Annotated in this window: 12 protein-coding genes; 5 read left to right on the forward strand and 7 right to left on the reverse strand. The window is 71.4% G+C overall.

The genetic code is table 11. The features are described 5' to 3' along the window. Positions 1–2: 2 nt before the first annotated feature. The gene (locus tag OG408_RS32445) at positions 3–1,391 is read right to left on the reverse strand and encodes a serine/threonine-protein kinase (protein ID WP_326673370.1); all 1,389 of its coding nucleotides are present in this window, start codon (positions 1,389–1,391) and stop codon (positions 3–5) included. Between the two features lie 404 nt (positions 1,392–1,795). After that, a complete protein-coding gene (locus OG408_RS32450) occupies positions 1,796–2,464 on the reverse strand; it encodes a TetR/AcrR family transcriptional regulator (protein ID WP_326673372.1) in 669 nt (222 codons plus the stop codon). Between the two features lie 57 nt (positions 2,465–2,521). On the opposite strand from OG408_RS32450, the gene OG408_RS32455 reads away from it, so the two are divergent. Both OG408_RS32455 and OG408_RS32460 read left to right on the forward strand, forming a co-directional pair. After that, positions 2,522–3,970: an MFS transporter gene (locus OG408_RS32455; RefSeq protein ID WP_326673374.1), complete on the forward strand. Its 1,449-nt coding sequence runs from the start codon at positions 2,522–2,524 to the stop codon at positions 3,968–3,970. Continuing rightward, positions 3,967–4,362 carry a cupin gene (locus tag OG408_RS32460; RefSeq protein WP_266784647.1) on the forward strand — a complete coding sequence of 132 codons (396 nt, stop codon included), beginning with the start codon at positions 3,967–3,969 and terminating at the stop codon, positions 4,360–4,362. The genes OG408_RS32455 and OG408_RS32460 overlap by 4 nt, the downstream gene beginning before the upstream one ends. Positions 4,363–4,426: 64 nt before the next feature. Here OG408_RS32460 and OG408_RS32465 read toward each other — a convergent pair whose 3' ends face one another. The 5 genes from OG408_RS32465 to OG408_RS32485 form a co-directional block, all read right to left on the reverse strand. Beyond that, positions 4,427–5,182 (reverse strand): SDR family NAD(P)-dependent oxidoreductase, encoded by a 756-nt coding sequence (locus tag OG408_RS32465; RefSeq protein WP_326673377.1) that lies wholly within the window; start codon positions 5,180–5,182, stop codon positions 4,427–4,429. A 63-nt stretch (positions 5,183–5,245) separates the two neighbouring features. Next, entirely contained in the window at positions 5,246–8,908 is a 3,663-nt protein-coding gene (locus tag OG408_RS32470; protein WP_326673379.1) for a glycoside hydrolase family 2 protein, read from the reverse strand. A gap of 159 nt (positions 8,909–9,067) precedes the next feature. After that, positions 9,068–10,102: an ABC transporter permease gene (locus tag OG408_RS32475; RefSeq protein WP_326673381.1), complete on the reverse strand. Its 1,035-nt coding sequence runs from the start codon at positions 10,100–10,102 to the stop codon at positions 9,068–9,070. Beyond that, positions 10,099–11,694 carry a sugar ABC transporter ATP-binding protein gene (locus OG408_RS32480; protein ID WP_326673383.1) on the reverse strand — a complete coding sequence of 532 codons (1,596 nt, stop codon included), beginning with the start codon at positions 11,692–11,694 and terminating at the stop codon, positions 10,099–10,101. The genes OG408_RS32475 and OG408_RS32480 overlap by 4 nt, the downstream gene beginning before the upstream one ends. A 53-nt stretch (positions 11,695–11,747) precedes the next feature. Beyond that, entirely contained in the window at positions 11,748–12,788 is a 1,041-nt protein-coding gene (locus OG408_RS32485; RefSeq protein WP_326673385.1) for a substrate-binding domain-containing protein, read from the reverse strand. A 340-nt stretch (positions 12,789–13,128) separates the two neighbouring features. Between OG408_RS32485 and OG408_RS32490 the strand changes: the two genes are divergently transcribed. From OG408_RS32490 to OG408_RS32500, 3 genes are read left to right on the forward strand one after another with little or no spacing between them, the layout of a single operon-like run. After that, complete coding sequence (locus tag OG408_RS32490) at positions 13,129–14,907, forward strand: IlvD/Edd family dehydratase (protein ID WP_442806084.1); 1,779 nt, start codon at positions 13,129–13,131, stop codon at positions 14,905–14,907. A gap of 9 nt (positions 14,908–14,916) precedes the next feature. After that, complete coding sequence (locus tag OG408_RS32495; protein WP_326673389.1) at positions 14,917–15,861, forward strand: dihydrodipicolinate synthase family protein; 945 nt, start codon at positions 14,917–14,919, stop codon at positions 15,859–15,861. Next, positions 15,858–16,811 (forward strand): sugar kinase, encoded by a 954-nt coding sequence (locus OG408_RS32500; protein ID WP_326673391.1) that lies wholly within the window; start codon positions 15,858–15,860, stop codon positions 16,809–16,811. Before OG408_RS32495 ends, OG408_RS32500 begins: the two co-directional genes overlap by 4 nt. The last annotated feature ends 17 nt before the right edge of the window (positions 16,812–16,828 follow it).

Consider the following 16,828-nt stretch of genomic DNA (forward strand, 5'->3'; position numbering starts at 1 on the left):
GTTCATCCCTCGCTCACCCGGATGCGCTGCCACTTCGCGAACGCGTGCACAGCGGGCGCCAGTTGGGGAGCGGTGCCGAGCGGGGCAAGCCTGCGCGCGCGAACGACGACCGTGTCTCGGTAGGTGCTGTCGACCCAGGCAGGGTACGTGAAACCGATGGGTGTCTGTGGCACGGCATCAAGGTGGACGGTCAGGTCCGTCCATTCGGTGTGGTGTGTCAGTTCCAGAGCCCGGATCTCGTGCCAGGGCATGACCACGAGGTTCTTCGGCGTACCCAGTCCGATTCCGCGGCTGTTGAGGGTGAGGCTGTCCTTCGCCGTGCCGAGCAGTCCCAGGACCCTGAGGGCGACCGCGAGGGCGGCGATCGCGAGGGTCACCGCCACCACGCCGAGCTCGGGGGCGTACATGCCGGTCAGTACGGTTCCGGCGACGAGGCCGGCCGCGACGAGCGCGTTGCGCAGGATCTGCAGGAGCCAGACGCGCCTGCCGACGAGGTACACGGCAAGGGGAGGCGAGGGGCTCTCCGCCGCCGCTGCCGGTGTACGTGGCCGCGGTGGAGCCGCGGGAGGGGGCGGCCCGTCGTCCGTCACCGTGGCGTCGTGCGCCGTTCCGGCCCCCTCCTGCGCCCTGCACAGGTCGAGCAGTTCGCGTGGGGCAGGGCGCCGGAGAGGATCCTTGCGGAGGCAGGCGAGGACCAGGGGCCGAAGTGGGGGCGGCACCGCGGAGACGTCGGGGTCCTCGTGCACCACCCGATACATCAGCCCCGCGGGCGAGCCGTGGCCGAACGCGCTGCCGCCGGACGCCGCGACGAGCACCGAACCGAGAGCGAACACGTCGCTCGCTCCCGTGACCGCGTGTCCGAGAGCCTGCTCCGGCGAGTGGTACCCCGCCGTGCCGACCACCGCGCCGTCGGTCGTCAGCCTGGACTCCGCCACGGCCCGGGCGACCCCGAAGTCCAGGACGCGGGGGACGTCGGACGCCAGGACGATGTTGGCGGGCTTCAGATCGCGGTGTACGAGGCCGTGGCCGTGGATCGCCCGGAGCGCCTCGGCCAGCACGGCGGCGAGCTGCCACAGCTCCGCTTCGGCGAGTTGCCCGCGCCGGGCGATCTCCGCCTGCAGCGTCGGTCCCTCGACATACGCGCTGGCCATCCACGGCTGCGGGGCGTCGGGATCGGCGTCCACCACCGCCGCCGTATGGAAGCCGCCGACCGTACGGGCGGCCTCGACCTCCTGGCGGAAGCGTTCTCTGAAGCGGGGGTCGGCGGCGTACTCGGGCCGGACGACCTTGATGGCCACGAGCCTTCCGGACAGCGAGCGGGCCAGGTAGACGGAGCCCATGCCGCCGCTGCCCAGCAGGCGCAGGACCGTGTACTCGCCGATCTGCTCCACGGCCGCCCAACCCCTGCTTCGTCTCGCGCCGCACAAGCCCCGGCGGACCGCACCCGGCATGAGCGCACACGCGAGTGCCCACCCGTGCGTCTCCACGTCCTGCGCCATGATCGGGAACCCCGCGCCGTCTGTCGAGCCCCGATCCGGTCAATGTGGCCGGGAGAGGCGCTCCGGCCCGTTCCTGCTCCTCGACACGGACAAGTGCCGGGTGAAGTGACGGGTTTCGAGAAGCGCGACGCGACCCGGGCCACCGTCAAGTGCGACATCCGCCGGCAGGCGCTGACATGATCGAGCCGCGGCCGGAAAGGTTCGCCTCCTCCGGCGGCCGCAGTCCGGTTCACCTTGAATGGGGGGCAATGGGCGGCTGACCGAGGGGGCGGTTCGCCGTCGGCGGCGGAGAGCCGTCAGCGGGCGGCGAGCAGGCCGTCCACCAGCGCTCGGAGCCCGTCCAGGTAGGTGTCCTCGCCGGTCAGGGCGGCCCAGCGGTCCGCGACCTGTGCCAGCCGGGGCAGCGCGCCCGGATCGAGACTGCCGAAGACCTGTTCCCGGTAGGTCCCCCGGTCGTCGTCCGCGCGCCGCCGGGCCGCCGTCGCCCGGACCACGATCTCGCCGGCGGTGTAGTACCAGATCGCGCGGTAGCCGTGCACGGCCCGCTCGGGGGACAGCCCGCACTCGACGAGGCCGTCGACGATCTCCTCGACGAACCACAGCGCGGACGCCGACATCAGGTCATCGGCCGTCAGCACCTCCACGATCCAGGGGCAGGCGGCGAGCGCTTCGTGGATCGCGGCGGCGGCGCCGACGACCCGCTCACGAGGGTTAGCGGGCGGCTCGGGCCGGCGCAGCGCCTGCGCGGCGTAGTCGTTCAGCAGCAGGACGAGCAGTTCTTCCTTGTTGCCGACGTGGTGGTACAGCGCCATCGGCGTACTGCCGATCTCCTTGGCCAGCCGCCGCATGGTCAGCCGGTCCACACCTTCCTCGGTCACGATCCGGCGGGCCGTCCCGATGACCTCCTCGCGGGAGATACGGGGAGGTCGGCCAGGGGTCTTGCGCGGTGCGGATGGCTGCGGCATGTCCCCATCATTCCCCAGCTCTCGACAACGGCGACCCTCCGGCGCTAATTTCTATACATGTATAAAAACTCACGGGGCAGACCGGGAGTGGTGCTGGCGGCCGCTGCCGTCGCCCAGTTCGTCTTCGCCCTGGACATGTCGGTGGTCAACGTCGCGCTGCCCGCGATCCGCACCGCCCTGGGATTCGCGCCGCTCGACCTGTCGTGGGTGGTGCACGTCTACGCGCTCACCTTCGGCGGACTCCTGCTCCTGGGAGGCCGCGCCTGTGACCTGTACGGTCACCGCCGGCTCTTCGTGGGGGGCCTGGCCGTCTTCGGGCTCTGCTCGCTGGCGGGCGGGCTGGCCCAGGAGCCCTGGCAGCTGGTCGCCGCCCGCGCCGGCCAGGGGCTGGGTGCCGCCGCGGCCGCCCCGGCCGCGCTGGGCATGCTCACGACGACGTTCTCCGAGGGGCCGCGGCGTGTCCGGGCGCTCGGCGTGTGGAGTGCGGTGAACGCCGCCGGGGGAGCGCTGGGCGTACTGGCAGGTGGCCTCCTGACCGAGTACGCGGGGTGGCGCTGGGTCATGCTGGTCAACCTGCCCATCGTGGCCGCGGCCCTCGCGCTGGTGCCGGCAGGCGTGACCGCCGCGGCACAGCCCGGCGGGCGCGCGAGGCCGGACGTGCTCGGCGCCGTCCTGGCGACCGGCGGAGTCGGGCTGCTGGTGTTCGGCGTCGTCCGCACCGACGCCCGGGGCTGGGGATCCCCGGCCACCCTGGCGACCCTCGCCGCCGCGGCCGCGCTCCTGGCCGCCTTCACGTTCACCGAATCCAGGGCCTCCTCGCCGCTGCTGCGCCTGGGCCTGTTGCGCAGCCGCTGGGTGGCCGGGGCCAACGTGCTGGTCTTCCTGGCCGCGGCAGGCCAGTTCACGGCGTTCTACTTCGTGTCCCTGTACATGCAGCAGGTCCTGGGCATGAGTGCCGCCGCCACCGGCGCCGCGTTCCTGCCGTTCTCGGTGAGCCTGGTCACGGGCACCGTCATCGCGACCCGCGTCACCACGGCACGCAGCCCCCGGGCCGCCCTGGTGCCCGGCGCCCTGCTGGCCGCCGCCGGCCTGGGCTGGCTGGCCCTCATCAGCCCCGGCGGCAGCTTCCTCACCGACGTGCTCGGCCCCTGCGTCGTCTCCGGCGTCGGCGTCGGACTGGTCCTGGCCCCGGTCGCGGCCGCCGCGACCACCGGTGTCGCCTCCCGCGAGGCCGGCATGGCCTCCGGCCTCTTCAACAGCTCCCGCCAACTCGGCGGCTGCGTCGGCCTGGCCGCCCTGGCCACCGTCGCCGCACTCCGTACCGGCACGGCCACCGGCCCCGCCGCCCTCAACGACGGCTACGCCCTGGGCCTCGCCGTCACGGCCGGCCTCTTCGTGCTCGCCGCAGCCGTGGCGATCGTGGTCCTGCCCCGGCACCGGCCCGCCCCGCCCGGCCCGCAGCCGGCCGCCCCCGCACAGAACCGACTGGAAGGAACCCCTTCATGACGACGATCCCCATCGACCTGTTCGCCTCCGCGCTACAGTTCCGCCCCGACGGCGGTGTCCGGGCCGCCGGCCGGCAGATGACGAGCAGCGACCCCGGCACCTGGCAGATCGCGACCTTCCACGTGGAGACCGACGCCGACGTCCACGCCGACCACTGGGAGATGCACCCGGAGGCCGAGGAAGCGGTGTGCTGCCTGACCGGCGCAGCGCGCATCCACTTCCGTGCCACCACGCCCGGCGGTGCCGAGGACATGGTGCGGTTACTGCCGGGCAGCGCGGTGATCGTCCCCCGCGGCCGCTGGCACCGCCTGGAGCTGGACGCCCCCAGCGACCTGATGTCGGTCACCCTGCGCCACGGCACCCGCCTCGAAAAGCGCACCGACACGCACTGAAGCGGTGGTGGCCCGGCAGATCCGCTGCCGGGCCACCACGCATGCCCTGACGCGAGAGGCGACGTCAGGCGAACCGGGCCGACACGCCTCCGTCGACGGCCCAGTCCGCGCCGGTCACGAAGCCCGCCGCGTCGGACAGCAGGAAGGCGACCACGGACGCGACCTGTTCCGGGGTGCCGAGGCGGCCGAGTATGTGCTTGGCCACCGCCTCCTGGCGTACGTGCGGTTGCTCCTGGGCGAAGTACTCGGCCAGGAGATCGGTCTCGATGTAGCCGGGGCTGACGGCGTTGACCCGGACACCCTGCGGCCCGACCTCCAGGGCCATGCTGCGGGTCAGGCCGACCAGACCGGCCTTCGCCGAGGCGTAGGGGAACATGCCGGGGCAGGTCATCGTGGCGTGCAGGGAGGCGATGTTCACGATCGAGCCCCGTCGCCGGGCGGTCATGCCGGGCAGCACGGCCCGCGACATGAGCCATGCGCCCTTGAGGTCGACCCCGAACACCTCGTCCCACTGCTGGGTGGTCATGGAGACGACGTCGGCGTAGGAGTTCCGGCCGGCGTTGTTCACCAGGCCCGACGCGGTGCCCAGTTCCTCCCGCAACGCCGTCACGGCGTCATGGACCTGCTCCTCGCTGGTGATGTCGCACTGCGCCCAGCCCGCTGCCGCACCGATGCGCCTCGCGGTCTCCCGTACGCCGTCCCTGTCGATGTCCAGCAGGCCGACCCGGGCTCCGGTGGCCGCCACCGCTGCTGCGACGGCCGCACCGATGCCGCGGGCCGCGCCGGTGACCAGTACTACGTCGTCGGTCGGATCAGTCATAGGGTCCTCCGTTCCGCGCGGGCGCGGGATGTCGTTCGAGTGAAGTGGCGGCCGGGCCGGCTGTCAGGGCAGCAGCCGAAGCCGTGCGGTGCCGCTCCAGCCGGCGGGCAGCGTTATGGCGGGATCGATGTAGTTGCCCCACGCGAGATCCGGGTAGTTGACGCGGGCGCTGACGATCAGGCCGACGCCGGGGGCCCGGGCGGGGAACGCGTCGCTCGTGACGGCCTCGAACGCGTCGAGCACCACATGCGCGTCGGTGGCCGCGGCGTTCTTCCTCCCGGTCACGCGGACGGTGACGGTGTGTTCGCCCTCGGCCAGCCCGGTACGTTCGAACACCCGCTGCTGGAACTGCTTGCCGGCGGCGTGGAGGTCCACCTGCGTGGCCGGCCCTCCGTCGACCGCGATCTCCGCGATGCCCTCGTTGGGACCCTTGGGGGAGACGACGCGGACACCCGTGCCCCAGAACGTGGCCGTCGCGGTGTCCCCCGCGACGTTGCTGAACGACTCGGTACGTCCGAGGTCGCCGCTCGTCCACGCCGCCGACGAGTCCGCGTGGGTCCACGACCCGGCGTACACGACGCGCGCGGAGGCGTCGTCGATGACCGGGTTCACCACCTGGAATGCGTCGACGAGTGCGTGGGTGCCCTTGGATTCGGCGTTCTTGGTGCCGGTGCACTCCACCGTGACGGTGTGCCGGCCGTACGCCAGTTCCGTGCTCCGGAACACGAGTTGGGCCGGAACCTTCCCCGGGCCGTACAGGTCCACCGTCTTCACCGGCTCGCCGTCCAGGGAGATCCTGATGATGCCGAGGTTGTCCGCCCTGGCGGAGTAGAGGCCGACGCCGGTCCCCGTGAACGTCAGCTCCGCCTTCGCGCCGGCGGCTGTGGTGAACGACTCGGTGCCGAACAGGTCGCCCGCCGTGTAGCCGGCGCTCGCGTCAGCGTGGGTCCAGTCACCGGTGTAGACGACCTCGGAGGACGCGTCGTCGATGAGATCCGGCTCCATGGGCGCCAGCCGTACCGAGTCGGTGCCGTCGGACTCGACCTGCACGCCCGGCCCTTCCGCGCCCGCCGTGGCCCTGGCGATCCTGACCTGTGCCTTGGTGCTGCGGAAGTCGTTGGTCCAGTGGGCGGCGCTGTCCTTGCCGAACAGGAAGTAGCTGTGGGTGTCCTGCGCCCAGGGCCAGTCCGGCCGGGTGCGGTACCCGTCGGTTCCGGAGCTGCGCAACCGTGTCGCGGTGCCTGCGGCCCGTCCGATGTGGTCGTCGGGGTACGCGGTCCACTGGGCGTCGCGCTGCCAGCTCAGGGTGTCGGTCCGGTCGGCGAGGACGTAGCGGACGCCGACGTCGCTGACCTGTCCGGGGGGCGGATTGCTGATCGTGTAGGCCGTGGTCAGCCGTCCGCGCGGGCTCACCGTCACGGTGAACGTGGTGTCGATGGTGCCGAAGCGGCCCTTGAGGGTGACGACCGCCTGGCCGTCCGCCGTGGCCGCCGTCGCCGATGTGCCGGCCCACTGGCCGGGAACCGAGCGGGAGATCACCAGGTCGGGGCCGCTGGTGATGACCGCGGCTCCGTCGGCCGATGCCTCGGTGAGCCGGGCGGTGCGCTTGTCGAAGACGACCGTGAAGGGGGCGTCGACCCCCGTGACGGTGATCGTGCCGGCCGTCTCGCTCACGGTGGGCGCCGTGCCGCCGTCCGGCGGGAACGAAGGTGTGGCACGGGAGTTGAGCCACAGACGGTACTCGTCCACGAGAGCCGTGCCGCGCCGGAAGGTGAGGCGGAGGACGTCACCCTGCGACCAGGCGCCGGCCGGGACCGTCAGGGTGCCGCTGTGCCGCGGAGGGATGTCGATCCCCTGGAGAGTTCCCGATCTGCCGCCGATCTGCCAGCCGACGTTCAGCTCACCGATGTTGCTGTGGTCGTGCCAGTTCCTGACGGGCACCGCGATGGCCCCGCCGGGGGTGAGGCCGGTGAGGACCCCGTCGTCGATCTGCACCGGGGAGAAGGCCTTCTGGGTGAGCCAGAACTCGGGCTTGCGCCGTCGCCACAGGTCGATGATGCCCCATTCGCCGTAGCCGACCGGCCCGTTGGGGAGGTGGAAGACCTCGTCGATGGCGGCCCAGATGGCGCCGCCCACGACGCCGTCCGTGCTGCGGAACTTCGCCGCGAGCTTGGCGATGCTGTGTCCCCAGAAGTCGCGTACCCCGGGGTCGGCCTGCAGCGTTCCGGTGTTGTAGCACGGTACGTGGGCGAACTCGCCGTACTGAACCGGCTGGCCGGTATTGCCGCTGGCGTTCTGCAGGTTGGGGTAGTGGCCGCTGTAGACGTCGGTCTGGTCACCCCCGTTGTGCTGCTGCATGTCCTCGAAGACGGTCGGCCGCGACGGGTCGGTCCCGTGGGCGTAGGTGTTCTCCGATGCGAAGTTCCGCCCCATACCGCTTTCGTTGCCGACGGACCACTCGACCACGCACGCATGGCTGCGGTCGCGCTCGATCATCTCGGCGAACTGCGTCATGTACTGCTCGGTGTAGGCGGGGTCGTCGACGGTGGCCTGCTGGAAGCAGACCGGGGCCTCGACCTCCACGTACAGCCCGAGACGGTCGGCCCAGTCCAGCAGCGCCGGTGTCGGCGGGTAGTGCGAGGTGCGGATGAAGTTGCAGTTCGCCTCCTTGTAGAGACGGGCGGCCTGTTCCTCCATGGCCGGGTTCGTCGAACGCCCCTGCTTCTCGGTGATGCTGTGATGGCAGACCCCCAGCAGATGGACCGGCTTGCCGTTGACCACCAGCTGGTTGCCCTCGACCCGGACCTGGCGGAACCCGACTCTGCGCGTCACCGTCTCCGTCACACCGTCGGCGCTGAAGACAGCCGTCAGGGTGTACAGGTTGGGGTGTTCCGCGTCCCACTTGAGCGGGGCGCTGACCGGGATCACGGCCTGCTGCTGCGGACCGTCGCCGGTCAGGGTGATCTTCGACGGCGAGATCCCGACCGGCCGGCCGGCGGGATCGGTGAGGGTGAGGTCGGCCGTGCCGCTCCGGCCCGCCCGGAACACCGCGGCCGCGGTCACGGTCAGGGTGGCGTCCTCGTAGGCGCTGTCGAAGGCCGTGTCCACGTGCAGCCTCGTCAGGTACGAGGCGGGCAGGGCCACGAGCGTCACCTCGCGCAGGATGCCGCCGATGGTGTGGTGGGCGTAGTTGGACTGGCCCGCGATGCTGGTGGACCGGTCGGTGACACCGAGCGTGACGACGGCCTCGCGGCCGGGCGTGACGAGGGATGTGATGTCGGCGTACCAGGTGGTGAAGCCCCCGTCGTGGGTGCGTACGGCGGTGCCGTCGACCCAGAGCCGGGCGTAGCTGTAGACGCCGTCGAAGCGGAGCATCACGCACTTGCCGGCGAAGTCGGCCGGGACGGTGAGCTTCACCGCGTACGCGCACTCGGTGTCGGCGGGCACGGTCTCGCTCTGAAGCGCCGGCTCACCCGGCACGTCGAGCGGGTGCCATGACGAGGTGTCGGTGCCGGCCGTCCAGAACGACGACGGTGGGCTGGACGTCCAGCGCCAACCGGACGTCACGGGAACGAGCGGGGCGCGCACCCCCGAGACGGATTCGGGCAGCGGTGGCAGGACGGGGGGTGCCGTGGCGGCATGGGCGGGCGCGGCGAGGAAGACGTCGCCTGCGACGGCGAGGAATCCGGCTGCCGCCAGACCCTTCAGAGCGCTGCGACGGGACAACGCGCCTTCCGGCGATGCTGTGTGGGGTCGATCCGAGGGGGTGCGGCGGTGGGGGAACGTCACGTCAGACCTTTCCTGGCAACTGGGCTGCTGAGCAGATACAGGACTGTTCGATACGGCCGGCCTTGTACGGGGCGGCGGAACCGCGGCCGTCGGCCGTCAGTGGGGAAGCCCGACCGCCCGCTCGCCGTTGCGGCGCTGCTGGATGACGACGGCTACGACGAGGAGGGCGCCCTGGGCGACGTTCTGCCAGAAGGAGTTGATGCCCTGCACGGTGAGGCCGTTCTCCAGGGCGCCGAGGAGGGCGACGGCGAGGAGCGTGCCGCCGATGCCGCCCTTGCCGCCCTTGAGCGCCGCGCCGCCGAGCGCGGCGGCGGTGATGGCCTTGAGTTCGAGGCCCTCGCTGCCGGAGGTGGGCTGGCCGGAACCGGTCCGGGCGGTGAGGAGGATGCCGGCGATCGCGGCGACGACGCCGATGAGGGCGTAGACGAAGATCAGGTACTTGTTGATGTTGATGCCGGCGAGGCGGGCCGCGGTGTCATTACCGCCGATGGCGTAGATGTTGCGGCCGATGTCGGTGTAACGCAGCAGGACGTGGACGGCCACGGCGACCACGATGAGGATCCACACCATGACGGGCAGCCCGGCGATCTTTCCGCGGCCGAGGAAGATGAAGACGTCGTCGTTGAGGACGTAGCCCTGCGCCCGTCCGTCGGACAGCAGTTGGGCGAGTCCCTTGTAGGCGGCGAGGCCGGCCAGGGTGGCGATGGTGGGATTGACCCGGCCGTAGACGATGACCAGGCCGTTGAGGACGCCGATGAGCAGACCGGCCCCGACGGCGGCTGCCATGCCGAGCAGGGCGTTGGTCCCGGTGCTGGTGAAGACCATGGCGCTGACGACGGAGGCCACGCCGGCCTGTGAGCCGACGGAGATGTCGAGCCCGCCGCAGATGATGACGACGGTCTGCACGATGGCGAGCAGGCCGGTGATGGTGGCCGCTTCGGCGATCACCTGCATGTTGGACAGGCTGAGGTAGTTGTCGTTCAGCACGCCGAACAGTACGAGCACGAGGACGAGTGCGCCGACGAGGCTGATGTTTTGCCCGCTGACACGGGCAGGCAGCTTCGGCCGGAAGGAGGAGGGACCGTCCGACGGTTCCTCGACTGCCGGGGACGGGGGGCTGGTGATGGTCATGAGGTGGCTCCGGGGGTGCTGGCGCCGGCGATGTCGTCGGCCATCGCGAGGGCGAGGATGGACTCTTCGGTTGCCTCGTCGTGGCCGAGTTCGCCGGTGATACGGCCCTGCTGCATGACGACGATCCGGTCCGCGAGACCGAGGAGTTCGGTGAGTTCGGAGGAGATGACCAGCAGCGCGACACCCTCCGCCGCCAGGTCCGCGATGATGCGGTAGATCTCGGCCTTGGCGCCGACGTCGATGCCGCGGGTCGGTTCGTCGAGGATCAGCACCTTCGGCCGGCGCGCCAGCCACCGGGCGAGGACGACCTTCTGCTGGTTTCCGCCGGACAGCTTGCGCACCTCGTGGTCGACCGACGGTGTGCGGACCCTGAGCCGGTCGGTGTAGTGCCGGGCGAGATCCCGCTCGGCGGTCCGGCGTACGAAGCGGAAGCGCCGCAGCCGGTCGAGAACGACCAGCGAGATGTTGGCCCGGACGGACTGGTGCAGGAACAGGGCCTGGGCCTTGCGTTCCTCGGGTGCGAGGCCCAGACCGGCCCTGATCACCGCGCCGGGCCGCCCACTGGGCAGGGGGACGCCGTCGAGGGTGGCGCCGCCGCTGCGGACGGGCTGGTCCCCGGCCAGGGTCAGGGCCAGTTCGGAGCGTCCTGCCCCGATGAGGCCCGCCAGTCCGACGACCTCACCGGCGTGGATCCGCAGGGAGATGTCGTGCACGTCGTCGGTGGTGAGGTGCTCGACGTCGAGGACGAGCCGGTCGGTGGCGACGCGCTGTCGTACGAACATGGCGGACAGGTCCCGCCCCACCATGAGACGCACCAGCTCCGCCTCGTTCGTCGTGTCCGCCTGCTGCACGCCGACCAGGCTGCCGTCCCGCAGCACGGCGATGCGGTCGGCGAGCTGGAAGATCTCCTGCATGCGGTGCGAGACGTAGACGATCGCGATGCCCTGGTCACGCAGTCGCCGGATGAGGGTGAACAGGGCGTCCACCTCGTGCTCGGACAGCGAGGAGGTCGGCTCGTCGAACGCGAGCAGGCGGGGCGCCGTGCTGCCGGTCAGGGCCCGCATGATCTCGACCAGTTGCCGCTGTGCGGGTGTGAGTTCGGAGCCGAGGAGGCCGGGGTCGAGGACGTCGGCGAAGCCGAGCCGGGTCAGGTCGGCCCGGATGCGGCGTCGCAGGCCGGCCCGGTCGAAGCGCCGGCCGCGCTTACGGGGGAGCGCGCCGGCGTAGACGTTCTCGGCGACGGAGACGTGCGGGATGATCTCCGGCTCCTGGGGGATGATCCGGATTCCGGCCGCGCGTGCCCGGGCGGGGGAGTCGAGGATGACGCTCTCGCCGCCGAGGACGACGTGTCCCCCGGTCGGCCGGTGGTCCCCGGTGAGGATCTTGAGCAGGGTCGACTTTCCCGCACCGTTCTCGCCCATCAGAGCGGTGACCTGGCCGCGCGGGAAGTCGAGTGTGACGCCGCTGAGCGCCTGCACCGGACCGAACCGTTTGGTGACGTCTGATATGCCGACGGACCCGGGACGGGGCACGGCGTCGGGCTGTTCGCCGGCGGGCTCCGGTCCGGCGGCCGGGTGGGGCGCTGAGGGCATGTGTCGGTTCACCTCGAAGACATGGCGCGCTGTGTGGTCGGGAACTGGGCGGATCAGCCGCAGGCGAGGCCGGACTTCTTCCAGGTGGACCGGTCGACCATGCTGGTGGGCGCGAAGGCCTCCCTGGGGAAGTCCTTGCCGTTCTTGAGCTTGTCGTACATGGTCTGGACGGCCAGCGCGCCGACGTCCTTGCCGTTGATGAAGAGGGCGGCCTTCATGCCGCTCTTCTTGTCGGACTGCCATTCCTTGCAGGCGAGATAGGCGCCGAGCCCGACGCCGATGACGTGGTCGGGGCCGATGCCGGCGTTCTGCAGCGCGGTGACCCCGCCCATGGCGTTCTCGTCGTTGCAGCCCCAGACGACCCAGTTCTTGACGTGGGCGTTGGCGGTGATCGTCGCGGCGATCCTGTCCTGCGCACCGGTGGGGGTGTTGTCGGTGGGCACGTTGATGGTCTTCACGCCCGGCACCACGGCGTCGAAGGCCTTCTTCGCGGCCCTCACCCGGTCGCCGCACACGGTGACGTCCTGCTTCCACGCCGATATGACGCGGGTGTCGGCGGCCTTCCAGCCCGCCTTCCCGTACTCCTCGGCGGCGCGCTTGCCGACCTCCCCGCCCATCTGGGCACCGCTGAAGCCTATGCGCGGCACCAGATCGTCCTGCCCGCAGGCGGCGGGGTCGGGTCCGGTGGTGCAGATCTGGTCGTCGGAGGTCAGCAGCGCGACCTTGCCGTCCTTCGCGGTCTGGACGACCTGTGGTCCGACGGCCGGGTCCGGGACGACGATGATCACGCCCTTGGACTTCTGGGCCACCGCGGACTGCACCTCACTGACCGTCTTGTTGGCGTCGTTGCCCAGGTTGACGACCTTGAGGCCGATGCCGAGCTCCTTGGCCTTCGCCCTGGCGCCGGCCGCCTCGCCCACGAAGTACTCCTGGTCGCCCTGCTTCTGCAGATAGGTGAGGGAGATCTTGCCGTCCACCTTGCCGACCGAGTCCTCCCCGGATGTCTCCTTGCCCGAAGAGCACGCCGTGCTCAGACAGAGGGTGAGCAGCAGACCGGTCGCGGCGGCGGCGTGCCGACGGGATGTAGCGGGCATGGAGGGCTCCTTCGAGCGGGTGGCGGCCGCCGCGCATCGCGCCGCGGAGGGTCGGGTGGCGAGGGTTCGGACTGGTCGGCCACAGGGCGGACGGATGGTGGCCGTCGACGGGGGAGCGCCCCGCGCGGGACCGGAGAGCAACCGGGCGCATTCCGTTTCGGGTGGTTCTCCCGGCTTGTCAGGGCTCAACGGGCCTTCTCCTGTGGGCTGTTCGTAGATCGTCACGCTATCGTCATTTGATAGCATCATTAAATTCGCCAGCAAGGCAAGACCCCGCACGGTCACAGGGCGATCTCGAGCGGCCCGCTCACCGAGTCCGCACCGCGTCGAAGGGACACACATGGCAGAGCCGGCAGCACCGTCAGCCGCAGGTCTCGCAGTTCCGGTGGCTTCCACCGTTCCCGTCGTGCCGCTGCGCAGCCGCGCGTGGTTCGGCGACGGGGGCAAGAACGGCTTCATCGCCCGCCATCACCTGAGGGCGATGGGGCGCGGCGGTCACAACTTCGACGGCCGCCCGGTCATCGGGATCTGCAACACCTTCTCCGAACTGACCCCGTGCAACGGTCATCTGCGGATCCTCGCCGACGCCGTGCAGCGCGGGGTGCTCCAGGCAGGCGGCTTCCCGCTGGAATTCCCCGCGATGTCGCTCGGTGAACCGTTCATGCGGCCGACGTCGATGCTCTACCGCAACCTCGCCGCGATGGAGATCGAGGAGCAGATCCGGGCCAACCCGATCGACGCCGTCGTGCTGCTGACCGGCTGCGACAAGACCACACCGGCCGCGCTGATGGGCGCGGCCAGCGCGGGCGTACCCGCGATCGTCCTCACCGGCGGCCCCATGCTCAACGGCAGGTTCAGGGGACGGGACGTGGGCTCGGGAACCGACATCTGGCGGATGACGGAGGAACTGCGGGCCGGGACGGTGTCGCAGGAGGAGTTCACCGAGTTCGAGTCGTCACTGAACCGGTCCGCCGGGCACTGCATGACCATGGGCACGGCCTCCACCATGGCCTGCCTGACGGAGGCCCTGGGTATGATGCTGCCCGGCGGCTCCGGGCTGCCGGCCGTGGACGCCCGGCGCGGCACGCTCGCCGAGGAGACCGGCGCACGCGCCGTGGCACTCGCGGGGAGCGACCTCACCCCGCAGCGGATCATGACGCGGCACGCCTTCGAGAACGCGATCCGGGTCAACACGGCGATCGGCGGGTCCACCAACGCGGTCGTCCACCTGCTCGCCGTCGCCGGCCGGCTGGGAGTGCCGCTGGAACTCGACGACTTCGACCGCCTCGGCGCCGAACTGCCCCTGCTCATCGACCTGATGCCCTCGGGGCGCTTCCTGATGGAGGAGTTCGCCTACGCCGGCGGACTGCCCGCGCTCATCGACGACCTGCGGGACAGGCTGCACCCGGACACCATGACGGTCACCGGCCGTTCGCTGCTGGACAACTGCGCGGGGACCGAGGTGTACGACCGCGAGGTCATCCGGGCATTCGGCAACCCCGTGCAGCCGGCCGGGAGCGGCACGGCCGTCGTGCGCGGCAACCTCGCTCCGGACGGCGCGGTCATCAAACAGTCCGCGGCCGCCCCCCACCTCCTCGAACACACCGGCCCCGCCCTCGTCTTCGACACGCTGGAGGACTATCTCGCCGTCGTCGAGGACCCCGGACTCGAGGTCAGCGCCGAGACGGTGCTCATCGTGCGCAACACGGGCCCCCGGGGCTATCCGGGCATGCCCGAGGTGGGCAACCTGCCGCTGCCGAAGAAGCTGCTCGACGCCGGGGTGCGCGACATGGTGCGCATCTCCGACGCCCGGATGTCCGGCACCGCCTTCGGGACGTGTGTGCTGCACGTGGCACCCGAGGCCGCGGTCGGAGGCCCGCTGGCGTTCGTCCGCACCGGCGATCCGGTCCGGCTCGACGTGCCCGGCAGACGGCTCGACATGCTGGTCGAGGACGAGGAGATCGAGCGGCGGCGGGCGGTCTGGGAACAGCCGAAGCCACCCGCCACCCGCGGCTGGACCCGCCTCTACACGGAACACGTCACACAGGCGGACACCGGCGCCGACCTCGACTTCCTCGTCGGCGCGACCGACTCGACCCCACCCCGCCAGGCGTTCTGAGGAGCAGGCATGGCCACGCACATCGACAAGGACCCCGGCACACTGGTCCGGGGCGTCTCTCCCGTGCTGGAGGTGCCCTTCCACAGCGACGGGGCACTCGACCCGGACGGCTTCACCACGGTGGTGGACCGCGTCCTGGCCACCGGCGTCGGATCGGTGATGTTCCCCGGCTTCGCCGGCGAGTTCCACAAGCTCGACGCCGGCGAGAGGGAACTGCTCACCGGCCTCCTGCTCGACCGGACAAGGCAGCGTGCCGACGTCGCCGCGATCATCTCCGTGCCCGACCACGCCACCCGCCACGCGATCGGCCAGGCACTCAGAGCCGCCGAACTCGGGGCCGACGCCGTCAACCTGCTGCCGCCCCACTTCCTCGCCCCCTCCGCGGCCGCCGTCCGGGACCATCTGCACGAGGTGCTCGCGGCCGTCGCCCCCCTGCCCGTCGTGGTGCAGTACGCCCCGGCGCAGACCGGAACGGCACTGGACGCACCCGCCCTGCACCGGCTCGCCGCCGAGCACCCCAACCTGCGCTGGGTCAAGGTCGAGTCCGCCCCGCCGGGAAGGCTGATCGCGGCCCTGGCCGCCGGCCCCCGCCCGCTGCCCTCGCTGGTCGGCCACGCCGGACTCCAACTCCCCGACGCCCTGCGACGAGGGGCGGTGGGGGTCCAGCCCGGCTGCTCCTTCACCGAGCTGTACGTCGCACTCTGGGACGCCTGGGAGCGTGGCGAGGAGGCCGGGGCCATCACCCTGCACACCCGGATGCTGCCCTTCCTCTCGTACTGGATGCAGAACGTGGAGCTGATCATCGCGGTGGAGAAGGAGATCTCCGTGCGCCGCGGATGGTTCGCGTCCGCCCACTGCCGTGCGCCCGGATATGTGCTGGACGACGAGGAGCGGAAGATGATCGACCGCTTCTGCGCGGAGTTCGCCCCGCTGATACCGGAGCTCGTCCGATGAGCGCCGAAGCCGTCGTCTGCGGCGAGGCGATGCTGCTGATGCTGGCCGAACCGGGCATCCCGCTGGAGCATGCCCGGTCCTTCCGCCGCTCCATCGCCGGCGCCGAGAGCAATGTCGCCGCGGGCCTCGCACGGCTGGGGCATTCGGTCCGCTGGCTGGGCCGGGTCGGCGACGATCCGGCGGGACGGACCGTGCTGGCGCAACTGCGCGCCGAGGGCGTCGACTGTGCGTACGCGGTGACGGACCCGGGAGCTCCGACCGGGGTGCTCATACGCGACAGCCACCCGGCACGCGCGATCGATGTGCAGTACCTGCGCACGGGATCGGCCGCGTCCCGACTGTCGCCGGACGAACTGACCCCCGCCATGTTCGAGGGAGCACGACTCGTCCACATCACCGGGATCACCCCGATGCTGTCGGAGTCCGCACGGCGGGCCACCCTCTGCCTGTTCGCACGGGCGCGGGCCGCCGGGGCACGCCTGTCGTTCGACCCGAACATCCGGCACAAGCTCGGACCGCCGGACCGCTGGCGCGAGGTCGTCGGCCCTCTACTGGTCGGCGCGGACGTGGTGCTGGCCGGCGAGGACGAGCTGGAACTCCTCGGCGTCACGAGTCCGGCCGCCCTGCTGGAGTCCGGGCCCGGCACCGTCGTCGTCAAACACCGCGACAAGTCGGCCAGCTGCCTCACCCGCGGGGCCCCCGACTGCCGGCAGCCCGCCTTCGAGGTGCCGGTCGCCGACCCCGTGGGCGCCGGGGACGCCTTCGCCGCGGGCTTCCTCTCCGGTCTGCTGCACGGCTCGGACCCCGCCCAGTGCCTGCGCCGGGCCGCCGCCGTCGCGGCCCTGGTCGTCCAGTGCCCCACGGACACGGACGGACTGCCCGACCGGGCCGGCCTCGACCGCGCCCTCGCCGCCCGCACGGATGCCGGCGCCGAAGCCGTCATCCGGTGACACCACCACCCACCGGG

It is taken from the genome of Streptomyces sp. NBC_01257, assembly GCF_035917255.1.
Taxonomy (GTDB): domain Bacteria; phylum Actinomycetota; class Actinomycetes; order Streptomycetales; family Streptomycetaceae; genus Streptomyces.